General features: G+C 40.2%; 15 protein-coding genes. 14 read left to right on the forward strand and 1 reads right to left on the reverse strand.

The window, feature by feature from the left end:
* The first annotated feature begins 19 nt into the window (after positions 1-19).
* Both ACT29H_RS12855 and ACT29H_RS12860 read left to right on the forward strand, forming a co-directional pair.
* Positions 20-1,516, forward strand: coding sequence for a family 16 glycoside hydrolase (locus ACT29H_RS12855; RefSeq protein WP_444822042.1), 1,497 nt, complete (start codon positions 20-22; stop codon positions 1,514-1,516).
* A gap of 77 nt (positions 1,517-1,593) precedes the next feature.
* Complete coding sequence (locus ACT29H_RS12860; RefSeq protein ID WP_444822043.1) at positions 1,594-3,471, forward strand: glycoside hydrolase family 2 protein; 1,878 nt, start codon at positions 1,594-1,596, stop codon at positions 3,469-3,471.
* A 16-nt stretch (positions 3,472-3,487) separates the two neighbouring features.
* Here ACT29H_RS12860 and ACT29H_RS12865 read toward each other — a convergent pair whose 3' ends face one another.
* Positions 3,488-4,801, reverse strand: coding sequence for a hypothetical protein (locus ACT29H_RS12865; RefSeq protein WP_444822044.1), 1,314 nt, complete (start codon positions 4,799-4,801; stop codon positions 3,488-3,490).
* 254 nt (positions 4,802-5,055) lie between these two features.
* Between ACT29H_RS12865 and ACT29H_RS12870 the strand changes: the two genes are divergently transcribed.
* The 12 genes from ACT29H_RS12870 (at position 5,056) to ACT29H_RS12925 (ending at position 23,740) form a co-directional block, all read left to right on the forward strand.
* Positions 5,056-6,486 carry a sulfatase-like hydrolase/transferase gene (locus ACT29H_RS12870; RefSeq protein ID WP_444822045.1) on the forward strand — a complete coding sequence of 477 codons (1,431 nt, stop codon included), beginning with the start codon at positions 5,056-5,058 and terminating at the stop codon, positions 6,484-6,486.
* 10 nt (positions 6,487-6,496) lie between these two features.
* A complete protein-coding gene (locus ACT29H_RS12875) occupies positions 6,497-7,915 on the forward strand; it encodes a sulfatase family protein (protein WP_444822046.1) in 1,419 nt (472 codons plus the stop codon).
* 31 nt (positions 7,916-7,946) lie between these two features.
* Entirely contained in the window at positions 7,947-9,464 is a 1,518-nt protein-coding gene (locus ACT29H_RS12880; RefSeq protein ID WP_444822047.1) for a family 43 glycosylhydrolase, read from the forward strand.
* A 26-nt stretch (positions 9,465-9,490) separates the two neighbouring features.
* The gene (locus ACT29H_RS12885; protein ID WP_444822048.1) at positions 9,491-10,996 is read left to right on the forward strand and encodes a sulfatase; all 1,506 of its coding nucleotides are present in this window, start codon (positions 9,491-9,493) and stop codon (positions 10,994-10,996) included.
* Positions 10,997-11,485: 489 nt separating this feature from the next.
* Positions 11,486-12,982, forward strand: a complete 1,497-nt coding sequence (locus ACT29H_RS12890) for a hypothetical protein (RefSeq protein WP_444822049.1) — start codon at positions 11,486-11,488, stop codon at positions 12,980-12,982.
* 26 nt (positions 12,983-13,008) lie between these two features.
* Positions 13,009-15,138 carry a T9SS type A sorting domain-containing protein gene (locus ACT29H_RS12895; protein WP_444822050.1) on the forward strand — a complete coding sequence of 710 codons (2,130 nt, stop codon included), beginning with the start codon at positions 13,009-13,011 and terminating at the stop codon, positions 15,136-15,138.
* Positions 15,139-15,309: 171 nt separating this feature from the next.
* Positions 15,310-16,728: a sulfatase gene (locus ACT29H_RS12900; RefSeq protein ID WP_444822051.1), complete on the forward strand. Its 1,419-nt coding sequence runs from the start codon at positions 15,310-15,312 to the stop codon at positions 16,726-16,728.
* Positions 16,729-16,740: 12 nt separating this feature from the next.
* Positions 16,741-17,781, forward strand: a complete 1,041-nt coding sequence (locus tag ACT29H_RS12905) for a glycoside hydrolase family 43 protein (protein ID WP_444822052.1) — start codon at positions 16,741-16,743, stop codon at positions 17,779-17,781.
* A 150-nt stretch (positions 17,782-17,931) separates the two neighbouring features.
* Positions 17,932-19,836 (forward strand): methyl-accepting chemotaxis protein, encoded by a 1,905-nt coding sequence (locus tag ACT29H_RS12910; RefSeq protein WP_444822053.1) that lies wholly within the window; start codon positions 17,932-17,934, stop codon positions 19,834-19,836.
* Between the two features lie 32 nt (positions 19,837-19,868).
* A complete protein-coding gene (locus tag ACT29H_RS12915) occupies positions 19,869-20,414 on the forward strand; it encodes a DUF4625 domain-containing protein (RefSeq protein ID WP_444822054.1) in 546 nt (181 codons plus the stop codon).
* 33 nt (positions 20,415-20,447) lie between these two features.
* On the forward strand, positions 20,448-22,073 hold the full coding sequence (locus tag ACT29H_RS12920; RefSeq protein WP_444822055.1) for a glycoside hydrolase family 43 protein: 1,626 nt from the start codon (positions 20,448-20,450) through the stop codon (positions 22,071-22,073).
* Between the two features lie 8 nt (positions 22,074-22,081).
* Positions 22,082-23,740: a glycoside hydrolase family 43 protein gene (locus tag ACT29H_RS12925; RefSeq protein ID WP_444822056.1), complete on the forward strand. Its 1,659-nt coding sequence runs from the start codon at positions 22,082-22,084 to the stop codon at positions 23,738-23,740.
* The last annotated feature ends 74 nt before the right edge of the window (positions 23,741-23,814 follow it).

Raw genomic sequence — 23,814 nt, forward strand, 5'->3', positions numbered from 1 at the left:
TTTTAAAAATTATTTAGGGATGAAGCATCTTTTTGTTACTTTTTTGTTGTTTTGTTTATTCAGTAATTTGTTTTCCCAAAATAAGCTATTGCTTGATGATGATCTCATACAATATTTCACGTTCGAAAATATTAGAGACAACAAAGTAATTGACAAGTCGTCTTTAAAAGCAGATGGAGATATGACAAAAGTTGCTGTTGTTGATGGGCAAAAAGGTAAAAGTGCTGAGTTTAATAATAAGGATGCCTTTATTAACAGTGGGATTAGTCCTGCTGTTAATCATCATTCAGCAATGGTGTGGATTAAGCCTTATTCATACGGCCCTGAAGGAAGTGTCTCAAACAAATTGGTTTTTGAAAAAACAGGGAGTTATTACATGAATATCCTGTCAAAGACCGAAGGTAACAAAACACGTGGAAAGATTAGAATTGGCGGTCACTTTGAGTCTGAAAACGGGTCAAAATCCAAATGGGAATATTTAGATTCGCCTGATGAGATTTCTCTGAATAAATGGACTCATGTAGCCTATACTTTTGATGGTGATAAGTTAAGACTATATATAAATGGCAGGTTAGCAGCCAAGAAAAAAACACTACCGGTGTTAAAACCAAATACCAGGGACATGGTGTGGGGTGCTTTATATAAAAACGGAGCTTATCATGGTCATTTCCATGGTTGCTTAGACGATTGCATGGTGTTTTCGCGTAAGCTTGAATCTGCGGAAATTCATAGTTACTACCTTGAGAGTGCCTTTGATCCCCAACTGCCTGAAGGGATGACCCGAATTTTTAATGGTGTTGATTTAAGCGGATGGACAAAGAAAGGAAACAAAAAAGCCAGCTATGATATTATAGATGGTATGCTTAGACCTCGCCAACCAGTCGGGGGAGATGGTGCCGGCTGGATACAATACAACCAAAAGGTCACCGATTTTATTATGTACTGCGAATGGAAAGCCACTACAGAGGGAGATTTTGAAAATCAGGCAGCCAATAACGGAATTCAATTTCATTTGACCGAAAATTCAACGAACCCGGTTTGGGATGCAATTGAAATACAAATTGCCGATGATGATAATTATTCCCTTTGGTACAATAAAGACGGATATGAGATAGGTGATAAAAGAGAACTTAGTGGAGCTATTTATGGCATTGTTGGTATTAACAAAAATGTATACAACGGAACTAATAACTGGAACAGTTTTTTGTTGTCCAGTATTGGGGATAGCATAAAACTCTATTATAATACCGAGTTGGTTCTTAACATTAGCCGTAAGGATTTTCCCGATTCTTTTAAAATGTGGGGAAAAACTCAGACTTCTTTATCAGCCCGCCCCGGGTGCGGTTATGTTGCCCTGCAGTCACATCGTGGAGCTGATGTTTATATTCGTAATGTTGCTATTAAAGATATGGGAGGTGAACCCCAGTCTGTAGTTCAGCCGATTAAGCCTTCCGAAATTAAAATTACCCCTGATATCATCGATGCTGAATTTAAAGTTTCGCATGACAACACTTAATTAATTTATGGAAAAAACCATATCTTAACTTATCGAACGATTTATTTTGTTTTAGGAATGTTGAAAAAATTATCCTCATGAAAAAATATGTTATAATTGTATTGTTTTTTATCTCATTTTATTCTTATGCACAAGAATATTCGCCCATAAAGGAAAGAATTCTGTCGGAATGGGCCGAAAAAGTAACTCCCGAAAATGTCTGGCAAGAATATCCACGGCCGCAGATGGTGCGCGATCAATGGCAAAATCTGAACGGGTTGTGGGAGTATGCAGTAACTTCTAACCGGGCCGCGAAACCTGACGAATGGCAGAAAAACATATTGGTCCCGTTTGCCATCGAAACGCCATTGTCGGGAGTGGGCCGGCGAATTAAGTCTGACGAGGTAATCTGGTATCGTCGAAATTTCGAGCTTAACCCCGATGAGGCTGAACGCCAGTTGCTGAATTTTGAAGGTGTCGATTACAAATGCATGGTGTGGGTAAACGGTGAATTTGCAGGCTCTCATGTTGGGGGTAATCTGCCGTTTTCTTTCGATGTTACCAATTTGGTAAAGAATGGGCAAAACGAAGTCAGGTTGAGGGTGATTGACGGAACCGATGATCCTGATTTATATCAGCTTCGAGGCAAGCAAAAACGCAACAACAGAGGTATCTGGTATACACCTTCCTCGGGTATCTGGGCTCCAGTATGGATAGAAAGCGTCCCCGGTACATACATCAAATCGGTTAATGTTTTGGCCGACATGCATGGCGAATTAAAAGCCGAAGCAGTAGTTGGAGGGCTGGGCAGAAAAACAAATTTAAAGGTTACAGTACTGGACAATGGTGAAATTGTTGAGCAAAAGCGAGGCATTGAAAATGACGTGCTTTTAAGCGTTAAAAATGTGAAGCTCTGGTCGCCATCTTCGCCATTTCTTTACGATCTGAAAATCGAGCTCCTGGATGAAGATGGCTCTGTTCTTGATCAGGTCTCATCCTATGCCGGTTTTCGCAGTGTGGGCAAGGAATGTGATGAAGATGGTAACTGGCAGTTTACCTTGAATGGTGAAAAGATTTTTCACTTTGGCCCCCTTGATCAGGGGTGGTGGCCGGGTAGTTTTTTGCTGCCCCCATCCGATGAAGCCATCGTGTGGGAAATGGATTATTTGAAAAAAGCCGGCTTTAACATGATCCGTAAGCACAAAAAAGTGGAACCACGACGGTATTACTATCATGCTGATCGTATGGGCTTTCTTATCTGGCAGGATCAAACATCAGGCGGCAGCGGGGGTCGTGAGTGGCCCAAATGGAAAAAGCTTCGGGCCCTTTCAGATGACTATTCAACCAAGAATAAGAACTGGTGGAAGAGTGAAAGCGATGCATTGGATGCCGACTGGCCCGACTGGGCTCATGAGTTGTATCTGAGTGAGCTTCAAACCATGATAGATGTGCTTTACAATCACCCGTCGGTTGTGGTATGGACTACCTTCAATGAACGTTGGGGGCAACATCGCAGTATGGAAGTTGGAGATTTTGTAAAAGATTATGATCCATCGCGTTTGCTTAATATTGCCAGTGGTGGAAACTTTTTCGAGGTGGGTGATATTGCTGATGAGCACAATTATCCCAACCCTAAATATCCCTTAGAAATCCCTCTTTATGATAACTATATAAAGGTAGTTGGCGAATTTGGCGGCCATGGCTGGCCCGTTGAAGGTCACCTGTGGGATACCACCACGAATAACTGGGGCTATGGCGGATTGCCTGAAACAAAAGAGGAGTACATAAATCGGTATGAAAATACGGCCCGGTTACTTGGAAAGTTAAAAGATAAAGGTATAAGTGCCGGCGTTTATACCCAAACCACCGATGTTGAGGGGGAATTAAACGGGCTGATTACCTACGACCGTAAAGTTGTTAAGATTCCTGCTCAAAAGCTTTATGAGATCCATGAAGAAGCAGGACTTTTGGAATGAATTGTTTTGATGCGTTCTAATTCTGGAAATAGTCGGAATAAATAATATCGCCCCCCTCGTTATAAAGTTCAACATAATCGAGGTGGGGCGAATTTTTGAAAATGAGTGATATGCCAATTAACCGGCCTAAATCTTGTTCGCTCTGCATGGTATAAAGCAATTTCTCTTCGGTGAAAAATGAAACTTCCTTTTCGTTACTCCGGATGCCAATTTCTCTAAAGTCAGAAAAGTCAATTTCTAAAAATCTTATATCGTTTTTCTTTCCACTGTATACTTTACTCCCAACGCGTAAGAACGTGTATTGCGAACAGCCTTCCTCTGCTATTTTTATTTCAATATTTCCATTTTCGCCCTGTAGCATGATTAATGCTTCGTAGCAATGAACTCTTTTCCCGATATCTTCGTTTTTGAAACGTACTTTCAGGCTACTGTTTCTTGCCGGAATTCCGTAATCCTGAATGTTTTGAACACTAATATTATAGTTGGTTGATAATCCTTCTATTTTGTTGATCTCCTGCTTGGGAATATGCAAGTATCCATTGCGTGTAATGTTCTTTTTTAGAATATTGTCAAACAATACACGTCTGGGACTAAAAAAACCTCTTTTGTGTACATATTCAGGAACTATAACCTGTTGAATTCTTGCTTCCGATGCATGAATAAACCAATCTCGCGAATAGACTACGATTAGCGTGTCGTAAGCTTCTTTATTATTTATAAATAAGTTAAACCTATATATGCCCGGAAAATGAAAACACTGCGTTTGAATTCCCTTTTTATCATGTATTTTCCGAAGTAAATAATTGCCGTTGGGACCAATATGGCGGTAATCAATTTCTATATCATCTGTATTTAAGCCGGAAAAATCATATTTGCACTTCACGGTGTGGGGGGCCGTCCCGCGGGGATTCTCAACTTTGAAAGTAAAATTTCTATTGTTGGTTTCTTTTGTAGGTTTTTCCTTGTCAAAATTTAATATGAAAAAGACGATGATAAGCATGATTGCAGAAATCATCAGGCCGGCCAGCAAGGCTTTGCTTACTGAAAAGGTTCGTTTGTGTTCGCTCCCCAGTTTTTCCCAGTTGTTGTATCCTACATAGTTTGCAAATGCATTTTTTGTGGCTGTTTGAGGATTGTAATTCGGGTCATTGGTTTTTACTTTCTCAATGACATTCCGTATGGTGTTTCTGCTGATATAAACTCCGGTAAGCTGTTCTATTTCCCTGCTGATAATTTCAAACTCATGATTAGACCATTGGGTATACCGGGGCCATTTTTTTCGTTCTTGTATTATTTCAATCCATTTTTGGTGAGTTTTTATGTCGTTCATATTGTGCTGATTACAATTTTGACAAGCTTTACAGTCCTTTTTACAAAACAAAAATAAGGAATTATTCCAGAGACTTATAGATTCATGTTTTTAAAAATATAGGTGTGACTTTAAATAAAATTGTTTTGTCGATGGTAATAGTTTATGTCAATTCCTAATGAGCTTTATACCGTAATTTATCCTGGAAGCAGCCGGGTTTGCCCGGATCACGAATTGTAATACTGGTCGATAATACTAAGGTTAAAAATGAATTTATGAAACGAATTAAAACAGCACTTTATGTAATTATCGCTATTGTTTTTTTAAGTGCATGCAATAGAAATGAAAAAAGTAAAAACCCAAATATCATTTTAATTTTTATTGATGATATGGGGTGGGCAGATTTATCCTGCTTTGGAAATGATGATGCACAGACGCCTAATATTGATAAGTTGGCGTCTGAAGGTATCAGCTTTGAACAGTTCTACGTAAACTCACCTATTTGTTCTCCCTCTCGTGTGGCTATTTCAACCGGTACTTACCCGCAGCGATGGAATATCACTTCCTATTTGGCGCACCGCGCAAACAACCGGAAACGTGGCATGGCCAACTGGCTTGATCCTTCGGCCCCGATGCTGGCTCGTAGTCTTCAAAACGCGGGGTACGCCACCGGTCATTTTGGAAAATGGCACATGGGTGGCCAGCGGGATGTAACCAATGCCCCGGCTATTACCGAGTATGGTTTTGATGAATCGCTCACCAACTTTGAAGGAATGGGGGCAAAACTGTTGCCTCTTACAATTGATGAAAACGGAAATGTCGGGCGCATTTGGGGCGGGGCCGAGAAACTTGGCGAACCTTTCTATTGGATGCAAAGGTCGGAGATAACCACTGGTTTTATCGACTCTGCCGTCGTATTCATGGACGAAGCCATTGCTAAAGATGAGCCTTTTTATGTAAATATTTGGCCCGATGATGTTCATAGTCCGTTCTGGCCGTCTTTCGAGGAATACAAGGTTGCAAAAAAAGAAGGTAAACGCGGTTTGTATCTGGCGGTTTTGGAAGAAATGGATGAACAGTTTGGTGAGCTTTTCGATTACTTACAGAACAATGAAAAATTACGTGACAACACGCTTGTGGTATTCTGCTCTGATAATGGCCCCGAGAAAGGTGCCGGACGTGCCGGAAACTTAAAAGGCTACAAAACCCATCTATACGAAGGGGGTATACGTTCTTCACTAATTGTTTGGGGGCCAGGGTTTATTGAGGAAAGCAAAATGGGTACACGAAATAAAGAATCGGTTTTTTCCGCCATTGACTTAAAACCTTCATTGCTTGATTTTGCAGGGGTTGAAGAATCTAAAGGCATTGTCACAGATGGAGAAAACCTTATTGAAACAATTTTGGGCGAATCCAAAGCCTCACGGCAATCCCCGATATTTTACAGCCGTCCGCCCGACAGAAATAATTTTTACGGCTTTAAAGATCTGCCTGATTTAGCTATGCGTCATGGTAAATGGAAACTTCTTTGCGAATACGATGGAAGCCAGCCTGAACTCTATAATATTGTTGAAGATCCGGGGGAGACTCAAAACCTGGCTGATGAAAACAAAGATGTAGTTGAGGAAATGTCAAACCAGGTTGTAGCATGGTACGAATCGATGCCGGTTTTAGAAAAAGGAGAACGGGAAGATTTAAACAATTAATAACCATTGAATGATGATTAAAATAACCAGATTGTTAATTGCCACTATTTGTGCTTGTGTGGCCTGGCAAATATCAAATGCACAACAATCAGATAAACCGAATATTTTAATCGTAATCGGCGATGATTGTACTTATAACGATTTGCCTCTTTACGGGGGCAAAAATGTAAAAACCCCCAATATTGATAAGCTGGCTTCTGAAGGCTTAACGTTTAACAAAGCTTACGTTTCCATGTCGATGTGTACACCAAGCCGTACCGAACTTTATACCGGACTGTACCCTGCCACAAGTGGTGCATGTTGGAATCACGCGAAAGCAAGAACCGGCACCAAAAGCATTGTTCAACACCTGGGTAAGCATGGGTACCGCACAGGGATCGCAGGAAAATTACACATCAAACCTAAAACGGTTTTTCCTTTTGAACTGGTTCCGGGAGTTGAAAGAAACTGTGTTAAAAATACAGCTGGTTTCAACCCCGATGGTATGATGGAGTTTGTTTCCCGAGATAAAGAACAGCCTTTTTGTCTGGTTACAGCCCTTACCAGTCCACATGCCCCTTGGACTGTAGGCGATCCCTCACATTTTAATCCCGATAGTCTGGTGCTGCCCCCGTACATGGTCGACACCAAAGAAACAAGAGAGGAATATGCAAAATACCTTGCCGAGGTAGAGGTATTGGACGAACAAACAGGAAAAACCATCCAGGTGCTAAAAGATGCAGGCGTGTATGACAATACTATTGTAATTTTCACATCAGAACAAGGGTCGCAGTTCCCGTATTGTAAATGGACGAACTATGAAAACGGGGTGCATACGGGGTTTGTTGTTAAATGGCAAGGGGTTGCCCAACCCGGTACGCGAACCAATGCCTTAATTCAATATTCCGATGTGCTGCCAACCTTATTGGATGCCATTGGCGGGGATGTTAAAGGATTTGACGGAACAAGTTTTCTATCTGTCTTAAAGGGCGAAAGCGATACCCACCGTCAATATGCTTATTCTATGCATAACAATTTTCCCGAAGGTCCGTCGTACCCAATACGTTCAGTTACCGATGGTACATATCATTACATATTAAACCTGAACCATGAAAACATGTACATTGAAAAACATTTGATGGGAAAGCCTGACCATACTACATACTGGCCATCGTGGATGTTGAACATTACCAGGAGTGACAGAAATTTCGATATCGTATCCGGCTATATGCTTCGCCCCAAAGAAGAATTATTTGAGCCCGGAAAAGATAAGTACGAAAGAAATAACCTGGCCGGAAAGAGAGAATACAGCGAAATTCAAAAACAATTGGCTCAGGAACTTGAAAACTGGATGAATGAACAGGGAGATCCCGGAGCGCCACTGGATAAACGCGAAGAATTCAACGCTCAGCGGCGGGGTGAGCATTTTGAGGTCAATGTTTCGAAATAATTTAAAAATTGAATATAAAGAAGACGTAACGATGAAAACAATCCATATATTGATTTTCCTTTTAACCATCATGAGTTTGTCAACATTTGCTCAAAGAGCGAATGTTCATGGTGATTTCCCCGATCCATCCATCATTAAATATGGCGATTATTACTATTGCATTTCTACCAGCTCTAATTGGGCCCCCGGTTTTCCGATATTAAAATCTAAAGACTTAAAAAACTGGGAGTGGGTAAGCAATGTTTTTCCCGAAAAACCCGACTGGATTAACAACTCCTACTGGGCACCTGAAATAAGCACCGAAAACGGGAAGGTTTATGTTTATTATACCGCCCGAAAAAAAGGCGCAGGTTTATGCGTTGCCGTTGCCAGTGCCGACAAGCCTGAAGGGCCATACAAAGATCATGGACCTTTGGTTTGTGAGCCGTTGGTTGGCTCTATTGACGGATTTGCCATACGCGATAAAAACAACAAGCTTTATTTAACCTGGAAAACCGATGGGAATAGTAAAAACCAACCTACACCTATTTGGGCCCAGGAAATGAACGAAGAACGTACCGAACTCCTGGGCGAACCGGTGGAGTTATTTCGCAATGATTTGGAATGGGAAGGCAGATTGATTGAAGGACAGGCCATTGTAAAACATGGTGATTATTATTATTGTTTTTATTCAGCAAATGGCTGCTGTGGCAGAAGATGCTCATACAAAACAGGTGTAGCCAGGGCAAAGGAGTTACTTGGCCCATGGGAAAAAGACCCCGATAATCCGATTTTGGGAGATGAAGAAAACTGGAAATGTCAGGGGCATGGTACGCCCATTGTTGTTGATGACAAAAACTACCTTTTGTATCATGGCTATAATGAAGAAACAGGTGTTTTTACCGGGCGTCAGGGAATCTTGAGGGAGTATGCCATTACCGATGATAACTGGATAGCGTTTTTGCCAAATTATATTGAATCCGACTTGGGAACAAAAAATGCAAATGGCACCCTTGTATATTTTGAAGACGATTTCTCGGGGGCTGAAATTAAACCATCGTGGCAATGGTCTGTGTACAATAAGCCAAATTTTAAGATGGGAAAAAACACGCTGGTTGTTTCAGGTGCAAATAATCAAAAACCTGTTTTTATGGGGCAAAGGATTTATTCAAAAAACTACCAGGCCACTTTATCCATCGGTAAAAAAAGCACTGCTGCTACAGGAATTTCTTTAATTGGTGACGAGAACAAAAACATAAGTTTGGTTCTGGATAACGACAGCTTGTGGATTGAATATAAAAATAGGAAAGAAGAAGAAACCATCAACAAAATGGCTTTGCCTCAAGAGTATGAAAAATTGGAGCTAAGTGTTTTGGTTGAAAACAATTCCAAAGCCACATTTTTGTATCGAATTGACGGAGATGTTTTTGTGCCGGTAAATGAAGAGCCAATTGATTTTGCCTTTTTACCGCCGTGGGACAGGGCTGTGCGTGTTGGTTTGTACTGTGAAGGTAGAGAGAAAGATAGAGCAGTATTTAACCACTTTATTTTATCTGAAATAAACGAATGAGCAAAAACTCTATAAAATTTAAATGTATGAAGTTGAAAATTATTACAATAATTGGTTTAGTATTTTTTATACTATCAGGTGGTTTTGCGCAATCGGAAAAGCCCAATGTTTTATTTATTTTAGTAGATGATTTAAAACCCACCCTTGGTACTTATGGTGATGAAATTGCTGTTAGTCCTAATATCGATAAACTGGCAGATATGGGTATGCGTTTTAATAATGCATATTGTAACCAGGCTGTTTGTGTTGCATCAAGGTACAATTTGATGCTCGGTTCCCGTTCAACGAGTACCGGGTTGGTCCATTTTGGCAAGGAATTAAGAGATGCTTATCCTGATGCTGTTACGCTTCCACAATACTTTAAGCGTGCCGGTTATCATGCCGAATCGATGGGAAAGGTTTTTCACATAGGTCATGGCAATACCAATGATGAGGCATCATGGAGTATTCCTCATCATAAAGACAAGGTAATTGAATATGTTTTACCTGAAAGTACGAACCGGGAATTAACCAGGGAAGAAGCTTATTTCCAAAATACCAGGATGTACATTGAAGATACGCCTTCGAACAAGGAGCTGCCAAGAGGAGCTGCCTGGGAAAGTCCGGATGTGCTGGACGATGCTTATGCCGATGGGCGTGTGGCAACTCATGCCATAGACCGTTTGCGGAAACTAAAAAAGAAAGCCGACCAACCATTTTTCATGGCTGTAGGATTTGCCCGTCCACATCTTCCTTTTTCGGTTCCGAAAAAATATTGGGATTTGTATAACCCGGAAGAATTGCCTATGCCTCAGTATGAGGAATTTCCTGAAGATGCTCCCCGTCTGGCCGGAAAACGAAATGGTGAAATCACTCAATTTAAGCCGGTTCCTCAAAAGAGTAATGGTATTTATGCCGACTCGCTGAAGCGGAAGCTCATTCATGGGTATTACGCCGGTGTAAGTTATACAGATGCCCAGGTGGGGCGTGTAATTGATGAACTTAAACGGCTCGACATGGATAAAAACACCATTATTGTATTGTGGGGAGATCATGGTTGGCATCTTGGCGATCATGGTACATGGACAAAGCATACCAATTATGAGCAAGCCAACCGGATTCCATTGCTTTTGGTTGCTCCCGGAGTAACAAAACCTGGCAGTGAAACAATGCAAATTGCAGAAACCGTTGATATTTATCCCACTTTGGCAGAACTTGCTGGATTGGAGAAACCTGATGTGGTGCAGCCTGTTGACGGAGTCAGTCTTGTGCCGGTTTTGAAGGATGGTGAAACCAAATTAAAAGATCATGCCTACCATGCTTATATCAAATGGCGGCATTTGGGAGAGGCCATCAGAACCAGTCGATACAGGATGGTAAGATGGACCAGCCTGAAAGACAAAGATGCTGAAGTGCTTTACGAACTTTATGATTATGAAAATGATCCATTGGAAACTAAAAATATAGCAGCCGATAATTCAGCGATTGTAGCAGAACTTGAAAATATCTTAAACACTTATCCACCTGCCATTACATCGCCTCGTAAACGATAAGTTTGTTTTGAGCACAAGAAGGACTTTTTGTGTTAAGGTGTTAATTTCGTAATAAGCTTGTTTTTACGATTTAAAAAAGTGAGTTTAATTTGGTTGATATTTAAAGATATAAGTTACAATTATGTTTTTAATGGTTGTTTTATAGAAAATGATCAAGGCTTAAAATTACGTAGGTTGCTCTTTTGAGGGCAACCTTTTTTTATGATTTTTCAGGTAAGCGTTGATTTGAAAATGCCTCAATACAAATTTTGTATTGAGATTTTCTTTCCGGGAACGATATTTCTTTCCGTGATTAGTTGGTTTCAGGTGATGATTGTTGGTTGAATACAAGGTTTTTACCATTGTTCTGTACTTAGGCGGCAACAATGAGTACAAAAAGACAAAAAGCTCAGTCCGGTGAAATATATTTTTACATTTTAAAGGTTACTGAAACATGTTTTAATGATGTAACCCTGGTTATGAATATCACTGAAGGTAAAGTTTTTAATTATGAGGTTTTTTGCAATACTGCTCCTATTGTTGGTTTCACTTTCATCTTTTTCACAGGTTTGGGTTTATGACTATCCTGACACTATCGCATCAACCAGCAGGTTGGGGAAATTGATCCGATCTGACGTTTATGATGTCACTGTGACTCAAAACGGGGAGGGTTCAAAAGCTTTTGTAATGGCCGACTTTAATACATTCGACCATGGGCAGAGGCGGCTGATGACTGAATGGAATCACTTTTCGACTTTTTCTTTTTCCGGGAAAGTAGAAATTAAGATTCGTAAAAAAGACGGGTCTTCGATAGGGATGTATGAGGTTTACCCTAAACGTAAACAGGTAGAACACCATCTTACACGTGATAATAAAGAAATGGTTATTTCTTTGGGTAAACCCGGGAAGTTCTATGTTAAAATGGAAGGAATGGATGATCATCCATTATTCCTTTTCGCTGATGGTCCGGAAACAAAAATTCCGAAAATTAATGCTCCCGGAGTGGGAGTGGTTAAAACATCCATGAGTGCCTCTCAGGTAATTGGTTTAATAAAAGACCCGAAGAACCAGGTGATTTATTTTGAGAAGGGCATCCATTCTTATGGAGAGGAAACCGGTAAGGATTACATGGGCTATCAATTACCACTTTTGGATAATAAGACTTACTACATTCCTGGAGGATCTGTTGTAATTGGAAGTTTTAAAGGAGAGGCATCGAATGTTACCATCCGTGGGCGAGGTATCATAACAGGAGTTGGCAAGGAACGGATAGGAGGAACGGAAGGCATTCCCTATAATCTTATTATGCTTGAAGGCAATGATTCAGGAAATCAAAAGGTAGAAGGATTGACCTTTACCAATCCCCCCCATTTCGTTGTTCTGTCCAGAGGAGAAGTACATGCCCGTAATTTAAAAATGTTTGGTTGGTGGCATCAGACCGATGGATGGGGTGGCGGACATCATTCTTCCGTTGTGGATTGCTTTTTTAAAGTCAATGATGATATCGTGAAGATTTACCGGGATCATCAAGTTGCTAAAGATCTTGTAATCTATAAACAAATTAATGGGGCGGCCTTTCAGCTTGGATGGAACCAATACGGGCAAGCCACCAACTCAGAAATATCCGATATCTATATTGTAAATGATGATCCAAAGACTCCCAAAATACCATGTAATACCGCCGTTTTTAACTTAAAGGATAATGACGGTGCCCATATTTCCAATATTGTTTTTAAGAATATTTATATCGAAAATGATGTTCAATTGGTTTTCGGCTTGGATGTAAGTGGTGGTAGTTTAAAAAAACTGACTTTTCAGAATATTCATATTGACGGGGATTGGCGAGCTTCTAACTATATTTTTAAAAGTAAAGGAGCATTGGTTAAAAAAATTGTTTTTGAGGACATCTTTCACAAATCAAGATGTATTGATGAAATAGAATTACTGGATTTCAAAGTCAATGAAGATGAAGCTGAAATACAATTGAATAAGTGCTCATCTAATTAATTATTGTCTATTAAAAATTGAAAAATATGAATGCAACGTTTACCAAAAAAATCGTTTTTACGGTATTAGCCATTGCTTTATTTGTTTCAAATGGGTTAAGTCAGGAATTAATAAATTATGATTGGCCGGAGACAATTGAAGAATCACCTTATTATAGTGTGAAAGTGCGTCAGGGAGCTGTAACTGAAGATGTGTTTACGCATTTGTCCAAACCTAATCAGAATGTGGATCCCAATTATCCCAATGAAGGGAGTGGGGTTACAGCTTACCTGAATGACCGAACCATGTCTTTTGTGCAGTTTGCTTTTTCCGGTCAGGTGATTGTTGAGGTCACTAAAAAGTTTGGAAGTGCTGCTTCGCGAGTTGAAATTTCGCCAAAGGGATTGGGAATTAATCCCATTTATTTCGATGGTGAAACCGTCAAGTTTTTGTTGGAACACAAGCCGGAGGTGCCTCTTTATTTAAGTGTTGAATTTGTGATGCCGGAGAATTATGATGATGACAGGTCTGGTGGGGACAATATTAAGAATGGATTAGTAGTTTTCGCGGATAAACCTGAAACGAATGCTCCTTCAAAGAGCAGTAACTCCACAGTTGTTTATTCAAATTCGGCAAATCTGGAGTCTGCTTCTGTAATTTATTTTGAAGGCGGTAAAGAATACAATCTGGATGAGCGGTTCAATAGTGTTCCCGGGCAGATAGGGCAAATGCCATTAAAAGAGAACCAGCGGGTTTATATTGAAGGCGGAGCTGTAGTAAACGGAGCCGTTATTTCTAACCGGAACAATGGTATCTGGCTTTATGGACGTGGAATAATCACCGGAAGAAAATTTGCCTGGCATTGGTTTAGAGATTCTGAGGGGAAAAAGGAGGCTTATCTTAATCTATTGGGAACAGACGATGCTCACATTGAGGGAATCGTGATTGAAAACCCGACGCATCATACCATTCCATCAGGTAGTGATACCTATATCAAAAATATTAAAATCATCGGTTGGGCTTCGAATAATGATGGTGTCAGGCCTTCAGGTGGAAGTGTTGTTGACGGGATTTTTATAAAAACAAGTGATGACTATGATTACGCCAGGGATCCTCACGAAGTGAAAAACTCCATTTTCTGGCCCATGAACAATGGTGCCTCAGGGATGATGGGATGGAATAACCTGGGAACCGGTTATGCCGAATACAGAAACAATTATTACATCAATGCAGAATGGTCAACTCCCTGGCCTAATAAAGAGAATACCGGTATCCTTTGTGGCTCAAAAGCAGTTGGCGGAATTAAGTTACAGGATAATGTGCTCGAAAATCTTACGATCGAGGATAAGACAAACTATCTTGTCAATAGTGCAATAAGAGAAGATGGAGAATTCGGATTTCTGAAGAATTTTCTATTTAAGAATATTACAGTTGAATATCCATTTCAAACAGAGAACGGTACGCTGACAAAACAGATTATGAGAGGCCGGGATCAAAACTGGATTGAAGGATGGACTTTTACCAATCTTATTGTTGCCGGAGTTTTGGTTACCTGGGATAATCATAAAGATTATTTCGATTTTGATCTTGAAGGATCCAATGGTGATAATGTTGATCAGGAGAAATATGTTCGGAATATTACTTTTAATTCAGAAGGGAATTTATATACAATAAGTGTTACTGCCAACGCCGGAGGCACATTCACGCCTTTTGGAGAAAATGGAGAAATAACCTGCCTTGGTGGGAAGGATCAGGTTGTTAATATTATCCCCGACAACGGAAATAAAATAAAAGATGTGAAAATTGATGGAGAATCAAAAGGAAGACTACAGTATATTCTGTTATCCGAAATTTCCGGAGATCATTCCATTGAAATTGAGTTTGCTTCAGGTGCTGATTATTTTGACTATCCCACCTCTACAGGGGATGAAATTACGGCTTCTTCCTTTGAATTGTTTCCAAATCCTTCCAGTGAAAAAGTGACTGTTTCTTTCCCGGAAATGAAAGGTCAAATATTTATTAAACTTTTGAATATGAACGGGCAACTTATTCGTTCCCTGGAAAGATGGAATTCAGATCAGGTTGAGTTGATGGTTGCCGACCTGAAGCCCGGGATTTATCTGGTCGAAGTTGAAACACCTGATGGTATGGTGACTGAGAAGCTGATGATTAAATAGTCCTGTTCATAAAGTACAACTTGTAGTATAATGCTTGGCACCCAAGTACTTATTCCGAAGGATGCTGACTGTAATTTGCACTTTTGGATCAGGCACAAAGCTAAACAAACTATGCTTTGTTTATGGACATACTCAAAATAAACTTTAATACTAAAGATAAAATTGAAAAGCATGCGAACAGGGTTCAATACTATATACTGTTTTTTATTGATTCCATTGCTCTTTTGTGGATGTGTGGAGAGTAAGCCTGAAAAAGAGCGGATGAATGTTCTTTACATCTATTCTGATGATTTAAACGATTGGAATAGTGTACTGGAAGGACATCCTCAGGCAATCACTCCTAACATTGATCGTCTGGCAAAGAAATCTGTTGTCTTTACCAATGCCCATTGTCCGTCTCCATTATGTAATGCATCACGGGCATCTACTTTGACCGGGTATTATCCTTTTAAGACAGGAGTATATACCAATGCACAAAATTTCAGGAAAAATGGTGAAACAGAAGATGCTGTAACACTTCCTCAATACTTCAGTGCGAATGGTTACCACAGTATTGCAGCCGGAAAGGTGTTTCATCATCCCAGGGGAGCCGGAGAGAAGCCCGCTGAGTTGAGTGATTCGCAGTCGTGGGACGAAGAATGGGTGGGTCATGTAGGAACCAGATCCCCGAAACCTTTCCCGGAACCAAAGATAAAACTTCCTGGAGATGATTTCTTTGGTAAACATTTTGTATGGGGAGCATGTCCCGAAGAGTTAGAAGAGACTCATGATTATCAGTTAACAAGATACATCTCAGATTTTCTCGGGAAAAACCATGAAAAGCCTTTTTTTGCAGCTTGCGGGATATTCAGGCCTCACTTACCATGGTTCGTGCCTCAGGAATTTATCGACATGTATCCCCTTGACGAAGTCCAATTGCCAAAAGTTTTTCAAGATGACCTGGATGATATTCCGGAAATTGCCAAGGGGTTTATTAAACCACATGTGCAGGATGCTTTGGTAAGACAGGGAAAATGGAAAGAAGCCGTGAGGGCCTATCTTGCCAGTATTTCTTATGCAGATTATTGTATAGGAATGCTTTTGGATGCACTTGAAAAATCGGATTATGCTGATAATACGATTGTTGTTCTTTCCGGGGATCATGGCTGGCATTTGGGAGAGAAGAAACACTGGACAAAATTTACCCTTTGGGAAAGAGCCACGAAAACTTCTCTCATGATTCATGTTCCGGAAATGTCGGTGGGAGAATGTAAAGCACCGGTTAATTTGATAGATCTCTATCCAACATTAAATGATTTGTGTAATCTGCCTGTGAAAGGCGATTTACATGGTCATACATTAAGACCCTTGTTGGAAAATCCAAATTCAGCATGGCCATACACGGCTAACACGTGGTTTGGAGATCCCGGGAATTTCGCTATCAGGGATGCCGATTGGCGGTATATTCATTACAAGGATGGTAGTGAAGAACTCTATAACCATCAGGAAGATCCCAACGAATGGTATAATCTTGCCAAATTCCCAAAATATGATGATTTGAAAAAGAAGTTAATAGAAAAATCCGGAGTGCTGGAATTTGTTGAATTTTAAATTTTAAATGAAATGCGCGAATTAATCCTGTTATTAGTAATAGTGCTGACAATTAGTGGTTGTTCTGAACCTAAAACAGTCTTTGGATACCAAAATCCTATTCACGAAGGTCTCCAGACAGGTATCCGGGATGCTCAGATCTTTCAGGATGATGATGGGAAGTTTTATTTGATGGGCACATCCGCTCCTTTCTGGCCAAGAGAAGGGAAGTCTCCGGGTATCAAAATATATTCATCCGATTCCATTACCGGGTGGGAGTTTGAGAAGTTGCTGATTGACCGTTCTGAACTAGATTCCTGCGGATGGTACCTGGATCGCTTTTGGGCACCTGAGATTCATAAATTACGGGGCAAATACTATCTCCTATTCAATAGTCTTAATGAGACCTATGATTGTTCTCCCAGTAAACACCTGAAGGGATTTGTTGCCGTGTCGGATAGCATTCTTGGAGAGTACAAGGTCTTGAAAGACGGGAAACCCTTGATGAATGGTAATGATCTTACCTTTTTTGAAGATGATAACGGTAAAATCTATGCATTTAATAATGGAAGTGGAGAAATTAAAGGAGGAGAGCTAAATCTTGAAAAAATGGAAATTATCGGGACTCCTGAAATTTGTTTTACTGTTGGGGATAGTGCTGCCGGTGACTGGGATCATGTAGGCATAGAAGGGGCTTATGTTATTAAAGAGAAGGATACCTATTATATGTTTTATTCATCCTGGTCAAGAGGCTATGAAATTGGCTATGCCACAGCCAAACATCCCTTGGGGCCATGGTCTAAATTTGAAGGAAATCCTATCTATGGAGCTCAAAGTAAAGCTGCATGCAAAAGATTTGGGTCTGTATATTCGGGAGATCCTGATAGTCCCTGGCAGGCTGTCGGACACAATGAAGTGTTTACAGGACCGGATGGAAGGCGATGGATCTCCTGTCATGGTATCCTCAAGGGGGAGAATCAACAGCCGGGACTGGTAATTGATCCGTTTGAGATTATTGACGGAAAAATAATCATTGAGGGGCCAACTCATGAGGAACAGGTAATTTATTACTAACGAGGGAGTAGTGGTGTGTTGGCTAAGAGAACCTATTCTAAAGAATTATGCTGACACCATAACATTGGGTATTGGACACCCTTTGATGATATTGATGCAAACGTCAACAAGGAAAACAGGAAGACAAAAATGAACTGAAAAAAATGTAGTATGAGGTCTTCAAAACTGGTAGGGTGGATTCGAAATCTTCCTTTAAAAATAAAAATTCCCGTTTTGCTTTTTGTGGGAATTGGCATTGTGTATTCTTCAATTGTTTACATCATAATACGACAAACACGATCCAATGCAGAGGCGGCGGTTCTTCAGTTGAGTAATTCTGAATCATTCAGATTTTCCAACAGTATGAGATCTGTATTAAGTATTGATATGGGTACTGCGCGGACTATGGCAAGACTGGTTGCTGAATGGGGTGAATTGGGTAATCCCGGTTTCTCATTTTTCAACACCCAGATCAAAAGACTGGTTTATTCTCAACCCCGATATGCCGGGACCTATTTGTCCATAGAAAAGCAATATCTGAATGATGACTGGGGAAAGGGTAATCCCGGTCGTGATACTTATTATTATTTGCGAGATACCAGCAATCATGTACGGCAAATAAACCTGATTCAAGGAACAGGCGGATATAAGGATTCTCTTTTTGTTAATCATTTAAATAAGAGAACAGAGCAATTGTCCAATCCATTTTTTAATGAGGATAATCGTTTAGTTACAAGATTGACTACCTCTGTTTTCCTTCAGGGACAGGGAATCGGAGTTTTTGGAATCGATGTATCTCTGGATGAATTGAATTCAATGTTGAAAAACTCGGCCCGGACAGATTATGTTTCTATGCTTTTGTCCAATGACGGAACTATTGCCGGTCATTCCAGTTTTGAAAATGTAGGAAAATCATTTGATAAGGTATTTCCCGGTGCAATGGAACGCGAGGTTGTTAAAAAAGCCCTGGAGCAAAAGCAAAATTTTTCTCTTCGATACCCGATAAACGGAGAACCTTACCAAATCTTTTTTTCCACTTTTAAAATAGGTACCAGTGAATCCTGGTGGGGAGGTGTGGGTGTTCCCTTATCCGATGTTGAGAAAGAGGCTTCTTCAATGGTTCAGGCATCCTTATTGGTCGGAGTACCCGGTCTTTTGGTTATTTTTTTGATCATCATTCTTGTTGTGTCCTATATATTGAAGCCCATAAAAACAGTAAAGGATTACACGCATAAGATATCAGAGGGAGAATTAAATCTTGGTTTATCCAATAAGGTTTTGAAATACGGAGATGAAATTGGGCAGATGATGTCGTCAATTCATCAAATGGCTTCACGGCTTAATATGTTCGCAAAAGACCTAAACAGAGAGTCAGATGCTGTTATTGAACAATCTGTTGCCCTCAAGTCAGAATCAGAAAACTTATCTTCCAATTCTTCTCAAATGGCCTCAAATTCAGAGGAAATAAGTTCTGTAATAGAAGAGATAGAAAGTAATATTAATCAGAGTAAAGAGAATGCTTCCAATACTGAGGTTAAATCAAAATTGCTCCTGAAAGAAATAAGGCGTAGCACAGAAGCATATGGGAAGGTTATGGAAACAATGCAGGGAATGAATGAAAAAATTGCATTGATTAATGATATAGCCAGGCAGACGAATATTCTTTCGTTAAATGCCTCCGTAGAAGCCGCCCGGGCTGGTGATTATGGACGCGGGTTCGGAGTTGTGGCAACAGAAGTGCGAAAACTCGCAGAAAGGAGTAAAGATGCAGCAGCCTTGATTGAATCTTCTATTAAACAAACGTTAAAGGAAGCATCATTGACAAATGATCAACTTAATGCTTTGATCCCAGATATTGAAGAAACTACCGGTCTTGTTCAGGAGATCGCTTTTGCTGCAAGTGAACAAAGTATGGGAATTCAGCAAATATCTATTGCTATGAACGATTTAAATAGTGTTACCCAGAAAAATGCATCACTTTCTGATGTTCTGCAAAAGCGTTCATTTGAATTGTCGGACAATGCTGCCACTATGAGTCGGGTGGTTAGTTTTTTTCACATGTCCGAAGAAGAGTAATTTGTTTGAGTATTTAATAAAATTGAGAAGTTATGAAATTGAAAAGTATTTATTCCCAGTTGGTTTTTTTATCAATATTGCTGTATCTCCCCATAGTGATAAGCGGTTGTGGTAGTGATGATGGTGAAGAGGAAGTAAAGGATACTGAGAAACCGGTCATCCAGATTACTTCTCCTTCCTCCGGTAAACTATTACGAGCCTTTATCGACCCTATTCGTGTTGAAGGAACTATTACTGATAATTATGACCTTGCAAGCACCACGATTTCATTGGAATATGTTGGAGAAATGGAATCAGCTGTTAATGTGGAAAATGAAGAACTCAAAAGTTCGGTTTCCGGTATCGGGGTTCAGGATCAACAGGCTGGTATCTATGATGAGCCGTATAGTTTAGATCCTGTGACGATTGAGATTTCCGGTGAATCTTTTTCTTTTCAGGAGGAGTTCCCATTGCCATTTGGTACGAGTCCTGTTCCATACGATGTAAAATTCGGTAAGTACAAATTGATTTTTGAAGCAGAGGATGCTGCCGGCAATATAGCAGATCCTGTTTCTGTTGAAATAAAAATTGGTCAGTAATAATATTATTGTATTCAAATAACATATTGCGCTATGAAGATGATATTAAGAAAATATAATTCATTCCTTCTTTTATTTATTGCTTTTTGTGTTACCCCCGTGGTGGCTCAAATTCCGCCGGAAAAATTTGAAAACCCTGTTATTTCCGGTTTTCACCCGGATCCCAGTATTTGCCGTGTAGGTGATGATTATTATTTGGTCAATTCCAGTTTTGAGTGGTTTCCCGGCTTGCCCATTTATCATAGCAAGGATCTTGTAAATTGGGAATTGATCAGTTATGGTCTGACACGGCCGGATCAGGTAGAATTGCCCGAAGGGTTGCCTGATTCACGAGGCATATATGCACCTGCGATTAAGTATCATGACGGGCGTTTTTATATTATCACCACCTGCGTTGGATGCAATCGAAATTTCTATATTACTGCGACTGATCCCAAAGGGCCCTGGTCGGATCCGGTCTGGTTATCCTCACCAGGAATAGATCCGTCTTTGTTTTGGGACGACGATGGCACTTGTTATTACGTGGGACATGCAAATATTTCGGGAAAGAATGAATGGCCCAATAAAAATGGTGTCTGGATTCAACAAATAGATCTTGAAAGCGGAAAGCTCTTAGGAGAAAGAAAACAACTTACCCATGGGCACGCCAAGAATGCCCGATGGACCGAGGGGCCTCATATTTATAAGATTGACAATACTTATGTTTTGTTCGTAGCAGAAGGAGGAACGGGCTTTCATCATTCTGTGACAGCCCATCACAGTGATAATGTTTTGGGGCCATATATTCCATATCATTCAAATCCTATCCTGACTCATCGTCATTTAGGGACAGATTATCCTATACATTCTGTCGGACATACCGATATTGTGCAGACGCAAAATGGAGATTGGTGGGCTGTAATGCTTGGGAAAAGAAAGTATCAGGGCTTTACACTTTTGGGTAGGGAAACTTTTTTAACACCCATAAAATTTGAAAAGCAGGAAGGAATTCCCACTCCTGTTTTTAACCCGGGAATAGGACGTTTGCTTGATGAGCAGACCAGACCAGACTTGCCATGGACGCCTGTAGCAGGGAATTATTCTTTAGATGATTTTAATTCAGATGAATTGGCTTTGTATTGGAATTTTCTGCGAACGCCAAATGAGAAATGGTATTCACTTGACAATGGAAAATTGGATGTTGAATTGCGTCCGGAGGTCCTGGATAGTCTTGTGAATCCTTCTTTTATTGGCCGAAGGATTACAGATCATCAGTTTATTGCAACCACCAAGGTGAATTTTGATGCACGAAATAAAAATGAAGAAGCAGGGATAGCTATCTATCGAACCAGCAAGAGTTATGTATGCATTGTTAAAACAAGGAATGAGCTGATTTTAAAACGAGTGGATGCTCAAGGAAGTCATGAAGTTGCACGAGTTGACTGGAAAGAAGACGAGGTTATTCTTCAGGCCGAAACAAATGGTTTAGATCTTATATTTAAATACGGAAATTCAATTCAAAATCTTAAACGCATTGGAGATAGTCAACCTCTTGAAATGATTTCTGATGAAAAAGTTGGTGGTTTTAACGGACCATATATCGGAATGTACGCCACATCCAATGGTTTAGTTTCCAGAAATGAAGCCTCTTTTGATTGGTTTGAATATTTGGGTAAATAGAATTCTTCATGAAAAGAAAAATTATTTCTTTTATTTCGGCACTTTGGGTGGTGCTTTTCGCATCGGCTCAAGTGCCGGAAACTTTTGAAAATCCGGTAATTCCCGGATTTCATCCAGACCCTTCGATTTGCCGCGTTGGTGAAAATTATTATTTGGTTAATTCAAGCTTTGAATGGTATCCAGGCCTTCCCATACACACTTCAACGGATCTTGTTAATTGGGAATTAATAGGGTATGCCATCGATCGTCCGGAAATGTTGGGTGCGAATTTTAACTTGTGGGCACCTACCATCCGGTATCACGATGGTAAATATTATATTATATGCACCGAACGACCTGGTATTATTTTCTTTGTTACCGCAGATAATCCCAAAGGGCCATGGTCTGAACCAGTTTATTTTGATGTAGATAAAAAGATGGTCTCTGCGATTGATCCTTCCTTATTTTGGGATGAAGACGGCACCTGTTGGTTGGCATCAAACGACCGAAATAAAAGCGGATCAATAAAGCACTGGGTTTGGATTCAAAAGGTAGATTTAAACCCGGTTGAAAGAAACGATCGACTTGAGGCCTCTTTTACCGGAGACAGAATTTATGTGACGGATGGATCCGGAGTGGGTCCTGATAATTTTGCTGAGGGGCCTCATATTTACAAAAGAGGGGATTATTATTATTTAATGATTGCAGAGGGAGGAACCTGGGCAAATCATGCGGTTTCATTCTTGAGGACTAAAAGTCTGGAAGCACCTGTCGAACAGTGGGAGTATCATCCTGATAACCCTGTTTTAACACATCGCGATAAGTCCTCACCTATTGGTGCTACCGGTCATGCTGATATGGTTGAAACGCAAAATGGTGAGTGGTGGTCTGTTCATTTAGGAGTGCGAAAGCAGGATGGAAAACACAAACTTGGTCGGGAAACTTTTCTCGTTCCGGTTGAGTGGAAGAAATATTCAGATGGAAGTTTCTGGCCGGTATATAATCCTCAGAAGGGAAATATGACACTCATGGAAGATGTACGTCCTGACTTGATATGGAATGCTGATTGTCAGCAAAAATGGCCATGGAAGGATGATTTTTACGGTGACCGGCTTGATTTGGCCTGGAACTTTTACAAGACTCCAGCTTCCACTGATTGGTTGAAAACGGAAGATGGTCAGCTTCGAATGAGATTACTTGAAAATACAGCTACATCAAGCGATAATTTTGCATTTATTGGCAGAAGGCAACAGCATCACCATTTTAATTTTGAAACAAAAATGGAGTTTCACCCAGGTGCTGAAAATGAAGTGGCCGGGATTATGGCTTTTATTACTCATAAGAATCATATTCGATTTGAAGTATTCGGGGAGGAAGACCAATATTACAGTCGTTTGGTTACTGTTGATCAAGGTAAGGAAATTGTTATTGGTGAGTATCCCCTTTATGTGAAAACAGGTGAAGATCTTTTCCTTAAGCTTGAAGCCAGAGGATGGGATTTTCAATTCTACGCAGGGGATCATTGCCATTCATTGAAGAGAGTTGGGGAGGTGATTGATGCGAGATTACTTAGTTCTGAAATTGCCAAAGGCTTTACGGGTAGTTTTGTAGGATTGTATGGCTCCTCTAGCGGGAAGAAAACTGACCAGGAGGTTGTTTTTGATTTTGTGAAATATGCTCCTTATTGAGGAGAGATTGATTTATAGCTTGTGTCATTTCCCATGTTAAAATCAAATCCATAATAAATTACTTAACAGAATGA

Origin of the sequence: Thermophagus sp. OGC60D27, from assembly GCF_052400625.1 — a bacterium.
In the GTDB taxonomy this organism is placed as follows: Bacteria; Bacteroidota; Bacteroidia; order Bacteroidales; family Marinilabiliaceae; genus Thermophagus.

Bases quoted from the DNA above. Each gene is read 5' to 3' on its own strand.
- ACT29H_RS12855 (WP_444822042.1), top strand. From the start codon at position 20: ATGAAGCATCTTTTTGTTACTTTTTTGTTGTTTTGTTTATTCAGTAAT.
- ACT29H_RS12870 (WP_444822045.1), top strand. From the start codon at position 5,056: ATGAAACGAATTAAAACAGCACTTTATGTAATTATCGCTATTGTTTTT.
- ACT29H_RS12900 (WP_444822051.1), top strand. From the start codon at position 15,310: ATGCGAACAGGGTTCAATACTATATACTGTTTTTTATTGATTCCATTG.
- ACT29H_RS12885 (WP_444822048.1), top strand. From the start codon at position 9,491: ATGAAGTTGAAAATTATTACAATAATTGGTTTAGTATTTTTTATACTA.
- ACT29H_RS12895 (WP_444822050.1), top strand. From the start codon at position 13,009: ATGAATGCAACGTTTACCAAAAAAATCGTTTTTACGGTATTAGCCATT.
- ACT29H_RS12920 (WP_444822055.1), top strand. From the start codon at position 20,448: ATGAAGATGATATTAAGAAAATATAATTCATTCCTTCTTTTATTTATT.
- ACT29H_RS12890 (WP_444822049.1), top strand. From the start codon at position 11,486: ATGAGGTTTTTTGCAATACTGCTCCTATTGTTGGTTTCACTTTCATCT.
- ACT29H_RS12905 (WP_444822052.1), top strand. From the start codon at position 16,741: ATGCGCGAATTAATCCTGTTATTAGTAATAGTGCTGACAATTAGTGGT.
- ACT29H_RS12925 (WP_444822056.1), top strand. From the start codon at position 22,082: ATGAAAAGAAAAATTATTTCTTTTATTTCGGCACTTTGGGTGGTGCTT.
- ACT29H_RS12910 (WP_444822053.1), top strand. From the start codon at position 17,932: ATGAGGTCTTCAAAACTGGTAGGGTGGATTCGAAATCTTCCTTTAAAA.
- ACT29H_RS12875 (WP_444822046.1), top strand. From the start codon at position 6,497: ATGATGATTAAAATAACCAGATTGTTAATTGCCACTATTTGTGCTTGT.
- ACT29H_RS12880 (WP_444822047.1), top strand. From the start codon at position 7,947: ATGAAAACAATCCATATATTGATTTTCCTTTTAACCATCATGAGTTTG.
- ACT29H_RS12915 (WP_444822054.1), top strand. From the start codon at position 19,869: ATGAAATTGAAAAGTATTTATTCCCAGTTGGTTTTTTTATCAATATTG.
- ACT29H_RS12865 (WP_444822044.1), bottom strand. From the start codon at position 4,801: ATGAACGACATAAAAACTCACCAAAAATGGATTGAAATAATACAAGAA.
- ACT29H_RS12860 (WP_444822043.1), top strand. From the start codon at position 1,594: ATGAAAAAATATGTTATAATTGTATTGTTTTTTATCTCATTTTATTCT.